The sequence below is a fragment of the Skermania piniformis genome, assembly GCF_019285775.1.
In the GTDB taxonomy this organism is placed as follows: Bacteria; Actinomycetota; Actinomycetes; order Mycobacteriales; family Mycobacteriaceae; genus Skermania; species Skermania pinensis.
In genome coordinates, this window is sequence record NZ_CP079105.1 from 2,105,254 (window position 1) to 2,118,072 (window position 12,819).

The following is a 12,819-nucleotide window of genomic DNA, read 5'->3' on the forward strand; positions in this document are numbered from 1 at the left end:
CCTCCATTCAACTACGGTCGTCGCGCTGAGACCGGGCGGCGGTACGCTGCGGGTCATCGCCCTCGGCCTCATTATCCTCGGACCCCGACTGTGCTACGTCACCACCGGGCGCCTGCCCGGTGCCGGCCTTGTCGGCCGGATGGGCGATCGGTGTCCTCGGCCCGCCGCCGGTGACGTTCATCCGGTGCACGTAGGCCGATCCCGGCGTGTAGCGGATCACGCTCAGCGCGGCGGGTTCGACGACGATTCGCTGAAATCCGTCCAGATGCATGCCCAGTGCATCTGCCAGCACCGACTTGATCACGTCACCGTGGGTACACGCCAGCCAGACGACGTCGGTCCCGTGTTGCTCGGCGAGACGCCGATCGTGTTCGCGGATGGCGCGGACCGCCCGATACTGCACGGCAGCCAGCCGCTCACCGCCGGGGAATTCGACCGCCGACGGGTGTTGCTGCACCACCCGCCACAGCGGTTCGTCGATCAGCTCCGCGATCGGCCGTCCGGTCCACTCGCCGTAATCCACCTCGGCGAGGTGCTCGTCGACGACCGGCTCCAGGTCGAGGGCGGCCGCCAGCGGTGCCACCGTCTGCGCACACCGCAGCAGCGGCGACCGCACGATCGCCCGGACCTGGCTGCCGCCGAGCCGGTCGGCCAGTTCGCGAGCCTGGTCCAGGCCCCGTTCGGTGAGCTCGACACCCGGTGTCCGACCGGCGAGCGTGCGGGCCACATTGGACCGGGACTCGCCGTGCCGGAGCACGATCACCGTCATATCGGCGAAACCGTCATACCTCGCAGGCTACTCAGGTCGCCGCGACGACGCCGCCGGCCAGCAGGCCCATCATCGCCAGGCCGAGCACGATCCGGTAGCCGACGAACCAGTACATCGAATGTTGCGCCACGAACCGCAGCAGCCAGGCGATCGAGGCGTAGCCGAGCCCGAACGCCACCACCGTCGCGACGATCAGTTGGGCGCCACTGGCATTGAGTCCCTCCCCGGCCGGCGCGAACGCATCCGGCAGGCTGAACAGACCCGATGCGGTGACCGCCGGAATGGCCAACAGGAAGGAGAACCGGACCGCGGCCTCCCGGGTGAGTCCGAGGAACAGGCCGGCGCTCGACGTCGCGCCGGAGCGGGAGACGCCCGGGATCAGCGCCAGGCACTGGGCGAAACCCATCGCCAAACCGTCTCGGGTGGTCAACTGCTCGAGCGGGCGCTGCTTGCTGCCGAAATACTCGGCTGCCGCGATCACCAACGCGAAGATGATCAGCATGGCCGAGATCAGCCAGAGATTGCGGGCGCCGGTCCGGATCTGATCCTTGAGCAGGAAGCCGATCACGCCGATCGGGATGGTGGCAATGATCACGTACCAGCCGATCCGGTAGTCCAGATTCCGCTCGCGCTTATCGAGCAGGCCGCGGAACCAGGCCATGATGATCCGGGCGATATCGCGGGCGAAATAGATCAGCACCGCAGCTTCGGTCCCGAGCTGGGTGACGGCGGTGAACGACGCGCCGGCGTCGTCACCGAAGAACACCCCGGACACGATCCGCAGGTGCGCCGAGGACGACACGGGCAGAAACTCGGTGAGCCCTTGCACCGCCCCCAGCACGATCGCCTGCAGCCAGGTCATGGACTCACCCATCAGCGGTGCACCGCCGAGCGCAGGGAAGCGTCCGAAGTGTCGTTTTTCGGCGAATCTGTTCTGCGCGCGGGGATTTTCACGGCTGGAACAGTACCGCGCGCGAGCCTCGGGTCGGATCACCGGCGCGTCGCACTACCCTCTGACGGGTGATGCACCGCACCGTGGGTGGGAGTGGTCTGCGAGTATCGGTCGTGGGCCTGGGCACCGGCTCCTGGGGACGCGAGACCGACGGCGACGAGGCCGCCGCCCAGCTGATGGGGTTCTTCGAAGCGGGCGGCACGCTGGTCGATACCTCACCGGAGTACGCCGGCGGCGCCGCGCAACGAGTTCTCGCCGAGCTGCTCGACGACGTCATCCCGCGGTCCGAGCTCGTGCTCAGCGGGTCGGCGGGGATCGCCGAAGACCTCGACGGTGCCCATCGCATCGACTGTTCCCGGCGCACGCTCCTGCGTCAGCTCGACGAGAGCCTGGACGAACTGGGCACCGATCACCTGGATGTCTGGAGCATCGCCGCGTGGGACCCGGCCACCCCGGTGGACGAGATCGGGGCGACGCTCGACGCCGCGGTGTCGAGTGGCCGGGTGCGGTACGCGGGCGCGCGCGGGCTGTCCGGATGGCAGCTGGCGACCCTGGCCGGCGCAGTCCGCATCACCGCGGGCCAGGTGGAGTACTCGCTGTTGGAGCGGCGTGCCGAATACGAGTACGCGCCGGCCGCTGCGCACCATCGAGTCGGGATGTTCGCCACCGCGCCGCTGGCCGGCGGAGTGCTCACCGGCAAGTACCACGCGGGCGTCCCCGCCGATTCCCGTGGTGCCGACGAGCACCGCGCGGCCGAGGTGCGTGGCTACCTCGACGAGCGCACCAGCCGGGTGGTGGATGCGGTGCTGACCGCCGCCGACGGTCTCGGCACCTCGCCGCTCGGCGTCGCCCTGGCGTGGGCGCGGGACCGGCCCGGGGTGGCCGCCACGATCGTCGGCGCCCGGGACAGTGCGCAACTCACCGGCGTGCTGGCCGCCGCGGACCTGGAACTGCCCCGGGCGATCGGTGCGGCATTGGACGACGTCAGCGCCTGATCTCCGCGGTCGGCGAACCTGTCGGTGCGGGCCGCTACGGTCGTGGCCAGCCACCCGGATCGCACCGAGGAGATGTCGTGAGCGACGACCTGACAACGTGGGTAGACGCCGGCTGGACGCCGATGCCAAGCTTTCCGAGGACAGCAAATTGCTTGTTCTGGCCGCCTTGGAAGGACGGACCGCGCTGGCCGACCTGGTCGGCTTCGCGCGGCCCGAGCCGGCCGACTCCGGAGCCGCGACCGAGCCGGTCGGGGCCTTCCTCCAGCAGATTTCGGTCGGCGGCTTCCGCGGTATCGGTCCGCAGGCGCGGCTCGAGCTGGCGCCCTACCCGTCGTTGACCGTCGTCTCGGGGCGCAACGGCTCGGGCAAGTCGAGCTTCGCCGAGGCGCTCGAAGTCGCGCTCACCGGGACCACCTACCGCTGGCACAACCGCGCCGGCCACTGGAAGGAGCGGTGGCGCAACCTGCACGACGGCGCCGCGCCCCGGATCGAGGTGACTCTGGCCGAAGAGGGTGTCGGGCACACCAAGTTGAGTGTCGACTGGCCGGACGATGCCGAGCTCGACGCGATGGTCACCTCCCTGCAGCGCCAGGGTGAGAAGAAGCAGGCCGGTACGGCCGGTCTCGGCTGGGCCGGTCCGCTCGACACCTACCGCCCGCTGCTGACCTACGAGGAGCTCGGTGCGCTGCTGGCAGCCGAGCCGAAGGTGCTCTACGACAAGATGTCGAAGGTGCTGGGGCTCGAGCAGCTGACCAGCGCGGTCCGGATACTCGACGACCATCGTAAAGCCACGGCGGCGACGGGCACGGAACTGGCGACGACGAAACGGCGGCTGGTCGCCGAACTGGCCGAGTCCGCCGACGAACGGGCCACCCGGGCGGGCGAGCTGCTCGGCGCCCGGACGCCGGACATCGCCGCCCTACGGCGCCTGGCGACCGGTACTGCGCCGGACGTCGGCGTCGGGTCGAGGCTGCGCGCCCTGTTGCGGCTCGACGTTCCGCGGGAACCGGACTGCGCGGCGGCCGCCACCGAGCTCCGCGCCGCGGTCGAACAGCTGGCCGAGACCGGTACCCGCATCGACGATGCACTGCAGCGCCGAAGCCGGCTGATCGACGCCGCGATCGCGGTGCACGACCACGACGGCGACCAGGCCTGTCCGGTGTGTCGATGCGGCCGTCTCGACGCGACCCGGGTCGCCGAACTACGCGCCGAGCTCAGCGCGACGAACGCCGAGTTGTCCGGCTTGGACGCCGCGCGGGCTCGCCGGTCGACCGCGCTGACCGCAGCGCGGTCGCTGGTCGGACCGGTGCCGGAGGCGTTGCGCGCCGACCTGCCGGACGAACTCGCGCCCGCCGCCGCAGCGGTGCTCGAGGCGTGGTCGGCGTGGTCGGCGGTGCCGGAGGATGCACTCGCGCTCGCCGCTCATCTGACGACTCGACGTCGCCCGCTGGCCGAGGCGCTGGCAACCTTGCTGCAGTCCGCCGAACGATTCGCGCGCGATCTCGACGAGGCGTGGAGCACGCTCGCCGCCCGGCTGGCCGGGTACGCCGACCGCGCCGAGGCATGGCAGGCCGAGCGACCGGCGGCCGACCAGGCTGCGGCCGCACACAAGTGGCTCAAAGCCAACGAGATCGTGCTCAAGAACGAGCGGGTGCGGCCCATCGCGGCCGAGGCGATACGGATCTGGTCCCGGCTCCGGCAAGAAAGCAACGTCGCGATCGCCGATGTGACGTTGGCGAGTTCCAACACCCGCCGGCACGTCCTGATCGCCGCCGAGGTCGACGGTGCGGACGCCGGCGCGCTGGCGGTGATGAGTCAGGGCGAGTTGCACGCGCTCGCGCTGGCCCTGTTCCTCCCGCGCGCCACCATGTCGCAGAGCCCGTTCCGTTTCGTCGTGCTGGACGATCCGGTGCAGGCGATGGACCCGGCCAAGGTCGACGGGCTGGTCGAGGTACTGCTCGAACTCGCTCGGAGCCGGCAGGTGATCGTCTTCTCCCACGACGATCGGTTCGCCAGCGCCGTTCGACGCGCACCGAAAGATGTGCCGATCAAGATTCTGGAGATCGTTCGGGAGGCTGGATCGACGGTACGTGCCGTCGTGACCGACAGTCCCGCATCGCGCTACCTCCACGATGCATTCGGCCTGGCCAAAGATAACGGCTTACCCGAGGAGACGCTGCGTCGCGTGCTGCCCGGCCTGCTCCGGATGGCGCTGGAGGCACAAGCCCGAGAAGCATTCTTCACCCGCGAGCTGACCGGCGGCGCACCACATCGACAGGTCGAGGAAGATTGGACGGCGGCCACCAAGACCCGGCAGCGGCTGGCGCTGGGCCTGGACGACCCAGCGACGATCGAGAACTGGCTGAACCGGCAGCGCTACCGCAAGTCGGCCCTGAACGCGGCGAACGCGATTCACAGCACGTTCCGCGGCGATCCGCTGGTCGCCTGTCGTGATGTCGAAAAGACGATGTCCGATCTGGCCGAAGGGCGGAGATGAGCGGCCCGGATCAGCTCTCGGCGCTGGATCAGGCGGCCGCGGTCCTGGCGGGCCGGCTCGCGATTCGGGTGCACTCGATTCGCGCCGCCGCCTGGATCACCCGGTCGGCGCTCGAGCAGACCATCGACGGGCTCCTCCAGCGCAAAGGCCTACCGACCGGTCGGGCCAACACCCGAAGCCTGCTCGGTTGTCTCGAGGTGCTGTACCAGGATGACGCGGCGTGGGTGGCGACCTCGGCTCAATACGCCTGGGACCGGCTGTCGCGGGCGGCCCACCACCACGCCTACGAGTTGCCGCCGACCCACGCCGAGGTTGCCGTGCTGGTCGAGGTCGTGCGCCGGCTCGACGGGTACTGCACGAGCTCGACGCCGGACAGCCGGGCAGGCTCAGCCGCGCAGTCGTCGCCCCCAGGTCCGGTCGCCCATTAACCGCATCGTGACCGGCACCAGCAACATTCGGATGACCGTGGCGTCGATGATCAGCGCGGCGATCATGCCGTAGGCGATGTACTTCATCATCGCCAGATCGGAGAAGCCGAACGCGCCGGTCACCACGACGAGAATCGATGCCGCAGCGGTGATCACCCCTCCGGTGTGGGCGACGCCGGAGCGGATCGCCTCCGGTGTACTCGCACCGTCCGCGCGAGCCTCCACCATCCGCGACATCAGGAACACCTCGTAGTCGGTGGACAGTCCGGACACCACCACGACGATCAGCAGTAACGCGGCGAACATCAGTGGACCGGGGGTGACATTCAGCTGGGCGGCACCGTGTCCGTCGACAAAGATCCAGGTCAGGATGCCGAGTGTGGCGCCGAGACTGAGCAGGCTGAGCACGATCGCTTTCACCGCCAGCAGCAGCGAACCGAACGCCACGAGCATGATCAGGGTGGTCGTCAGCACCAGTAGCAGAGCGAGTACGGGCAACCCGTCGATCATCCCGTTGATCGCGTCGCGTTCCAGCGCCGGAATTCCGGTCACCAACGTCCGGACGCCGGCCGGCGGCTCGAGCCCGCGCAGTACTGCGATGGTGAGGTCGGCGTTGCTCTTGTCGACCAGCCCGGCCTGCAGCACGGTGGTCCCGTCCTCGGTCGGCGTCGCCGGCTCGAACGGACCGGTCAGCCCGGGAGCGGCGCTCGCCTTCGCGCGGATCGCAGCCAGCTGGTCGTTGGACGCCCCGATCACCACCAGCCGCAGCGGCTCGGCACGGAACGCCGGGAAGATCGCGTCGAAGTCCTGCTGCGCCACCCGTGCCGGGTTGTCCGGGGCGAGGTAGCGTTCGCTCAATCCGCCGAACGTGGCGCTGCGTGCCGGGGCGACCAACGCGAGCAACAGCAGCACGATCGGTACCGCCACCAGCCAGGGCCGGCGCATCGAGGCGACCGCCAGCCGGGAGAACCAGCCGGCGTCGATCTGGGCCGCGGTCCGGGTACGGGCGAACCGCCGCCAGCTCAGCGCATCGACTCGGTGCCCGATGATGCGCAGTACCGCCGGCAGCACGGTGACCGACAGCAGCGCGGCCAGGAGCACCGAACTGATTCCGCCGTAGGCCACCGACCGCAACACCCGAATCGGAAAGATCAGCAGCGCAGCGAGACTCGTGGCGATGATCAACGCGGAGAACACGATGGTTCGGCCCGACGTGGCCACGGTCCGGATCACGGCCTCGTCCACCGAACGGCCGGCGGCCAGCTCCTCCCGGAACCGGCTGACCGTGAACAGGCCGTAGTCGATCGCCAGACCCAGGCTGACCAGGGTGACCACCGCGGTCGCGAAGGCGTTCACCTCGATGAACGTGGTGAGGTACCGCATCACCCCTTGGGTTGCGATGATCGTCATGCCGCCGATCAGGACCGGCAGCAGCGCGGCGACCGCCCCACCGAACACGAAGAACAACAGCACCGCCACCACCGGCAGCGCGATCAACTCGGCCCGATGGATGTCGCGCTGCATCCCGTCGTTGAGCGCCTGCACCACCGGCTGCACCCCGGCCAGCTGCACCTGGAGTTCGCCGCCGCTCGCCCGCAGGTCGTCCTCGATCGCCAGGTAGTGCGTGAGGGTGACGCTGCCGCTGCCGGTCAGCCCGACGCTGGCGAACGCGTGTTGCCGGGAGGGGTCGGCCATCGCCGCGTTGAACGGACCATCCCAGTAGCCGTCCACCTTCAGCACCGCATCCGGGTGGTCGGTGGCCAGTCGGGCCAGCCCGGCGCGTGCGGTGGCGGTCAGCGCCGGATCGTCGACGCTCCGCCCGGGCGGTGCCGTGTAGAGCACGAGCACGTCACCGTCGGTGTCCCGGCCGAACGTCCGGTCGGCGAGCTCGGCGGCCCGGACCGATTCGCTGCTGTCGTCGAACCAGCCCTCCTGGGAGAGTCGCTGACCGAGGTCGAGTCCGTACAGGCCGGACAGCCCCACCAGCACGATCGCGGCGGCCAGGACCGTCCAACGGGCTCGGCAGATCCAGCGGCCGAGGCCGGCGAACCGATCAGCCACAGGCCGAGGTGCGGTACTCCGCGATCAGCAGGATGCCACAGAGATCGGTGCGGGAGATCTGCCAGTGCCCGTCCTTGGCGATGAAGTGCACCACGGTCGAGCGCACGTTTGCTCCGGTGCCGTCCTTGTCCAGCCGCAAGGTCGCGCTGATCGTGCCGTCGTGGTTGTCCAACACGGGGTCGACCACCCCGTAGACCGCCCCGGGATTGTCGTTCATGGCCCGGTACAGATCCGGGATCGCGGTGCGGAAGGCCGCGCCGTCCTGGATCAGCGCAACCCGTTGATCATCGGGCAGATTCGGGTCCAGCGCCTGTTTGAACTGCTGGTCCAGCTCCGCTGCGGTCGGGATCGGTGGGTGTGCTGCGGCCGACGCGGATTGGACGGATTGGGTATAGGCAGCTTCGGCAGATGCCCGGGCGGACGCGATGGCGGCCTCGTCCGGCCCCTCACTGCACGCGGTTGCGCCGAGCGCGAGCAAGGCCGAGGTGACGGCCGCCAGCGTCACGATCGAGCGCGGGGGGCGCTTACTTGCCATCGATCACCGAGCTGATCCGGCTGAGAAACGCGCGCACTGTCGTCCGGTCGGTGCGGCGTTCGGCCGGCCGGGCCGCGGCCAGCGCATCGCGTACCAAGGCCACCACGCTGCGCTCGTCACCCAGATCCACATCGGTCACCGGCGCCTCCGCGACCGCGGCCACGTCCTCCGGCGCCGGAACGGTGGTGGTCAGGTCATCCCGGTAGACCTCGACCAGCAGGGAGGTCCGAATCACCCGGAAAGCGAAAGAACGACCATCTTCGGCGGTTCCGTAGCCGTGTGCGTACGGGCCCAGCGAGATCTCCTCGACGGTGAAGGTCGGTGTCTGTCCGGCGTTCAACCACACTCCTGCCCCGCCGTCGGCTGCGCCGACGGCTATCTCCTGGTTGCCACCGTAACCCGGAATCCTCCCGGTGTGCCGCCGGGTTGCGAATCCCGATAGAATCCTCGCTTTCTGCTTGGATGACCCGATGACCACCGAACATCGCACGGTGCCCGCCCCAGGCGCCGATCTGGGCTATGACGTGCACGGCGACCTGAGCGCGGGTGTGCCGTTGTTCATGTTCGGCTCCCCGATGGAAGCGAGCGAGTTCGCCGAACTCGCGGCCCAGTTTGCCGACCTGCCGGTGATCACCTACGACCCGCGCGGCACCGGGCGTAGTCGCCGCACGGATGCGGCCGACCGGACCACCACCGCCGAGCATGCCGACGATCTGCGTCGGATCCTCGCCGATCTCGCCGTTCCCGCGATCGACCTGTTCGCCAGCAGCGGTGGCGCCGTCAACGCGCTGGCGCTGCTGGGTAGTACCGCGCCGGCGGTGCGGACGGCGGTACTCCACGAGCCGCCGATCGCGGAGTACCTGCCCGACCGGGACGTCGTGTCGGCTACGACGCGCGCGCTGTCGGAGTTGTACCGCACCGCCGGTTTCGGGGCGGCGATGGCAAAGTTCATCGATATGGTGGCGCGGTCGGGACCGCTACCGGACAGCTACCCGACCGAGCCGGGCCCCGATCCCGCCATGTTCGGTTTGCCCGCAGTGGGCGACGGCGACGCGTTGTTCGTGCTCAACCGGGACACCACCGCGTTCGTGCCCGACCTCGAGGCGTTGCGCGCCGGACCGGCGCGGCTGGTGATCGGCTACGGCGCGGTCTCCGGCGAGCAGCTGCCCGGTCGGGCGGCTCGGGCACTGGCCGACCGACTCGGGTCGGCTGCGACCGAGTTCCCCGGGCACCACGGTGGATTCGCCGCACCGGACCGGGGCGGCGACCCGGTCGCGTTCGCAGCGAGGTTGCGTAATGTGCTCGGCCTGCCGACTATCGACGGAGATCGTTGATCGAACCGGACGGGAGGCGGAATGAGTCGAGCGCGACTGCCTGCCGGTTGGGAGACCGGCAACGACGATTACGAGTACGTCCCGTTACGGCTGCCGCCGGATGTGACGCGGGTGAGTGCATCGATGCGGTTGGCGATCCAAGCCGAGTTCGGCGGCTGGGAGCTGTCGCGGGTCCGGCTCTACCCCGACGGGAGCCGCGCGGTACTGCTCAAGCGGCGTAAAACAGGTCTGCCCGGCACCGATCCGGCAGTCTGAACGGCATGTACCAACTGCTGCTGCGGCTGTTGTTCCTGCTCCCCCCGGAACAGATCCATCGTCTCGTCGCCACGGTGCTGCGCTGGTCGACCAGGTTTCCACCGCTGCGCCGGCTGCTGATCCGAATCCTTGCCGAGCAGGACCCGATCCTGGCCTCCACCGTCTTCGGGGTGGACTTCCCGGCGCCGCTCGGTCTGGCTGCGGGTTTCGACAAGGACGCCACCGGCGTCGATACCTGGGCGCCGCTCGGCTTCGGCTTCGCCGAGATCGGCACGGTGACCGCGCAACCGCAGCCGGGTAATCCCGCGCCACGGTTGTTCCGGTTACCGGCGGACCGCGCCTTGGTGAATCGGCTGGGGTTCAACAATCGGGGGGCGCATGCCGCGGCGCAGCGGCTGCGGACCCGTCGCCGCGAGATACCGATCGGCGCCAACATCGGCAAGACCAAGGTGGTCGATTCCGATGCGGCGGTCGCCGACTACGTCGACAGCGCGCGGCTGCTCGGTCCGCCGGCCGACTTCGTGGTGGTGAATGTGAGCTCGCCGAACACGCCGGGGCTGCGCGACCTCCAGGCGGTTGCCGCGTTGCGGCCGTTGCTGACGGCCGTGCAGGCGGCCGCAACGGTGCCAGTGCTCGTCAAGATTGCCCCCGACCTTTCCGATGCGGAGATCGATGCGGTCGCCGATCTCGCGGTCGAACTCGGTGTGGCCGGGATCGTTGCCACCAATACCTCCGTCCGCCGCGACCACCTGGTCACGGCGCCGGACGAGATAGAACGGATCGGTGCCGGCGGCTTGTCCGGCGCGCCGATCGCCGACCGGTCGCTGACGGTCCTGCGCCGTCTCTACGCCCGGGTCGGCGACCGGCTCCCGCTGATCTCGGTCGGCGGGATCGAGACCTCGGAGCAGGCCTGGGAACGGATCCGGGCCGGTGCCTCGCTGCTGGAGGGATACACCGGCTTCATCTACGGCGGGCCGGCTTACGCCCGACGGATCCATCGCGGAATCGCCGCACGATTGCGCGCCGGTGGCTATCCGAATCTGGCGGCGGCGGTCGGCTCCGCTGTGACCCAGCCGGTGCAAAAATCGGACATTTAGCCCTTCCGGGACTGGTACTGTGCGGCCACACCCCGGCATCCATCGAGCACGGAGCTGTCATGACCGACGTGTCGTTCCCCCATGAGTCCGGCAAAGCTGTACGGACTCTTCCCGAGGCCTTCCAGGCCACCAGCCAGATCCACCCCGACCGGGTCGCGTTGCGCCGTCCCCGCGACAGCCTGACCGTCACCTGGCGCGAGTACGCCGCTCGAGTCGAGGCGATCGCGGCCGGGCTGGCGGGATTGGGGGTACGGGCCGGCGACACGGTCGCGATCATGCTGACCAACCGGCCCGAATTCCACCTGATCGACACGGCGGCGCTGCATCTCGGAGCCGTGCCGTTCTCGATCTACAACACCAGCGCCCCGGAGCAGATCAGCTACCTCTTCGGCAACGCCGGCAACCGGGTGGTGGTCACCGAACAGCGTTTCCTGCCGCAGATCCAGGCGGCAGATGCCGAACTCGAGCACATCGTCGTGGTCGACGGTCCGGCGGCCGGGACGATCTCGCTGGCCGAGCTGGAGCAGCAGCCGGCCGCCGACTTCGACTTCGAGGCGACCTGGCGGGCGGTGCAGCCGACCGACCTGGCCACGCTGATCTACACCTCCGGCACCACCGGCCCGCCGAAGGGGGTCGAGGTGACCCACCGCAACATCGTCGCCGAGCTGGCCGCGTTGGTCGATATCGTGCCGGCCGGCTTCGAGGGTCGGCTGGTGTCGTACCTCCCGTCGGCCCACATCGCCGACCGGGTGTCCGGGCATTACGCCGGCATGGTCCGCGGTCTCCAGGTGACCAGTCTGGACGATCCGCGGGAGATCGCCGGCGCGCTGCCGGACACCCGACCGACGGTGTTCTTCGGCGTGCCACGGGTCTGGCAGAAGATCAAGGCGGGTATCGAGGCAAAACTGGCCACCGAAGAAAGTGCGGTGAAGAAGCAGCTGGCGGGCTGGGCAACCCGAGTCGGCGCGGCGAACGCGCGCACCCAAGCGGCGGGCGAGTCACCCGGATTCCTGCTCGGCCTGCAGTATCGGGTGGCCGACCAGCTGGTGCTGAGCAAGATCCGGCATGCGCTCGGTCTGGACCAGATCGAGGTCGCGGTAACCGGCGCATCCGCGATCCCGGCCGAGGTGTTGGAGTTCTTCCTCGGCTTGGGGGTTCCGGTGCAGGAGGTGTGGGGCATGTCCGAGGGTGGCGGTGCCAGCACCATGGTGACCCGGGACAATCTGAAGTTCGGCACGGTCGGGCGGGCGCTGCCCGGGGTCGAGCTGAAACTGGCCGAGGACGGCGAGATCCTGGTGCGCGGTCCGATGAACACCCGTGGCTACCGCTCGATGCCGGAGAAGACGGCCGAGACGATCGACACAGACGGCTGGCTGTATACCGGCGACATCGGCAAGATCGCCGCGGACGGCACGCTCTCCATCGTCGACCGGAAGAAGGAACTGATCATCAACGAGTCGGGGAAGAACCTCTCCCCGACCAACATCGAGAACGCGATGAAGGCCGCCTCGTCACTGATCGGCCAGGTGGTGGCGATCGGCGACGACAAGCCGTACATCTCCGCGCTGATCGTGCTGGACCCCGATGCCGCCGCCGTGCGCGCCAAGGCGCTCAACGTGTCCGAAACCGACCTCGCGGCGCTGGTCGCGCGGCCGGAGGTGCGCGACGAGGTCGCCCAGGCGGTCAAAGCCGGCAATGCGAAGCTGTCCCGGGTAGAACAGATCAAGCGGTTCGTCGTGGTCGACCAGGCCTGGGAGCCGGGTGGCGACGAACTGACTCCGACGATGAAGCTGAAGCGGCGTCCGATCGCGGAGAAGTACGCCGCCGAAATCATCGATCTGTACACCACGCCGCCGAGCGACCGGGTGGTCAACCTCGGCTGATCCATCGAGAAGA

Annotated in this window: 12 protein-coding genes; 7 read left to right on the forward strand and 5 right to left on the reverse strand. The window is 69.3% G+C overall.

Annotated features, from left to right (window positions below):
* Positions 1-7 precede the first annotated feature (7 nt).
* Both KV203_RS09805 and KV203_RS09810 read right to left on the reverse strand, forming a co-directional pair.
* A complete protein-coding gene (locus KV203_RS09805) occupies positions 8-769 on the reverse strand; it encodes a histidine phosphatase family protein (RefSeq protein ID WP_083530019.1) in 762 nt (253 codons plus the stop codon).
* Between the two features lie 31 nt (positions 770-800).
* On the reverse strand, positions 801-1,643 hold the full coding sequence (locus tag KV203_RS09810) for an undecaprenyl-diphosphate phosphatase (protein ID WP_174522043.1): 843 nt from the start codon (positions 1,641-1,643) through the stop codon (positions 801-803).
* Between the two features lie 146 nt (positions 1,644-1,789).
* Here KV203_RS09810 and KV203_RS09815 point away from each other — a divergent pair, with 146 nt between their 5' ends.
* The 3 genes from KV203_RS09815 (at position 1,790) to KV203_RS09825 (ending at position 5,641) form a co-directional block, all read left to right on the forward strand.
* Complete coding sequence (locus tag KV203_RS09815) at positions 1,790-2,716, forward strand: aldo/keto reductase (RefSeq protein ID WP_066469962.1); 927 nt, start codon at positions 1,790-1,792, stop codon at positions 2,714-2,716.
* A gap of 97 nt (positions 2,717-2,813) precedes the next feature.
* The gene (locus KV203_RS09820) at positions 2,814-5,213 is read left to right on the forward strand and encodes an ATP-binding protein (protein WP_066469960.1); all 2,400 of its coding nucleotides are present in this window, start codon (positions 2,814-2,816) and stop codon (positions 5,211-5,213) included.
* Positions 5,210-5,641 carry a hypothetical protein gene (locus KV203_RS09825; protein ID WP_174522042.1) on the forward strand — a complete coding sequence of 144 codons (432 nt, stop codon included), beginning with the start codon at positions 5,210-5,212 and terminating at the stop codon, positions 5,639-5,641. The genes KV203_RS09820 and KV203_RS09825 overlap by 4 nt, the downstream gene beginning before the upstream one ends.
* Here KV203_RS09825 and KV203_RS09830 read toward each other — a convergent pair.
* Genes KV203_RS09830 through KV203_RS09840 form a run of 3 tightly spaced genes read right to left on the reverse strand, consistent with a single transcriptional unit; the run spans position 5,600 to position 8,577 of the window.
* Positions 5,600-7,702 carry an MMPL family transporter gene (locus KV203_RS09830; RefSeq protein ID WP_066469958.1) on the reverse strand — a complete coding sequence of 701 codons (2,103 nt, stop codon included), beginning with the start codon at positions 7,700-7,702 and terminating at the stop codon, positions 5,600-5,602. The two genes, KV203_RS09825 and KV203_RS09830, sit on opposite strands and share 42 nt — an antisense overlap.
* Positions 7,695-8,237 (reverse strand): WKL family lipoprotein, encoded by a 543-nt coding sequence (locus tag KV203_RS09835; RefSeq protein ID WP_066469956.1) that lies wholly within the window; start codon positions 8,235-8,237, stop codon positions 7,695-7,697. Before KV203_RS09835 ends, KV203_RS09830 begins: the two co-directional genes overlap by 8 nt.
* On the reverse strand, positions 8,227-8,577 hold the full coding sequence (locus KV203_RS09840; RefSeq protein ID WP_066470164.1) for a hypothetical protein: 351 nt from the start codon (positions 8,575-8,577) through the stop codon (positions 8,227-8,229). The genes KV203_RS09835 and KV203_RS09840 overlap by 11 nt, the downstream gene beginning before the upstream one ends.
* A 130-nt stretch (positions 8,578-8,707) precedes the next feature.
* On the opposite strand from KV203_RS09840, the gene KV203_RS09845 reads away from it, so the two are divergent.
* Genes KV203_RS09845 through KV203_RS09860 form a run of 4 tightly spaced genes read left to right on the forward strand, consistent with a single transcriptional unit; the run spans position 8,708 to position 12,806 of the window.
* Positions 8,708-9,571: an alpha/beta fold hydrolase gene (locus KV203_RS09845; protein ID WP_066469953.1), complete on the forward strand. Its 864-nt coding sequence runs from the start codon at positions 8,708-8,710 to the stop codon at positions 9,569-9,571.
* A 21-nt stretch (positions 9,572-9,592) separates the two neighbouring features.
* Complete coding sequence (locus KV203_RS09850) at positions 9,593-9,826, forward strand: DUF5703 family protein (RefSeq protein WP_066469949.1); 234 nt, start codon at positions 9,593-9,595, stop codon at positions 9,824-9,826.
* Positions 9,827-9,831: 5 nt separating this feature from the next.
* Entirely contained in the window at positions 9,832-10,923 is a 1,092-nt protein-coding gene (locus KV203_RS09855) for a quinone-dependent dihydroorotate dehydrogenase (protein ID WP_066469948.1), read from the forward strand.
* A 59-nt stretch (positions 10,924-10,982) separates the two neighbouring features.
* Entirely contained in the window at positions 10,983-12,806 is a 1,824-nt protein-coding gene (locus tag KV203_RS09860; RefSeq protein WP_066469945.1) for an AMP-dependent synthetase/ligase, read from the forward strand.
* Positions 12,807-12,819: the final 13 nt, after the last annotated feature.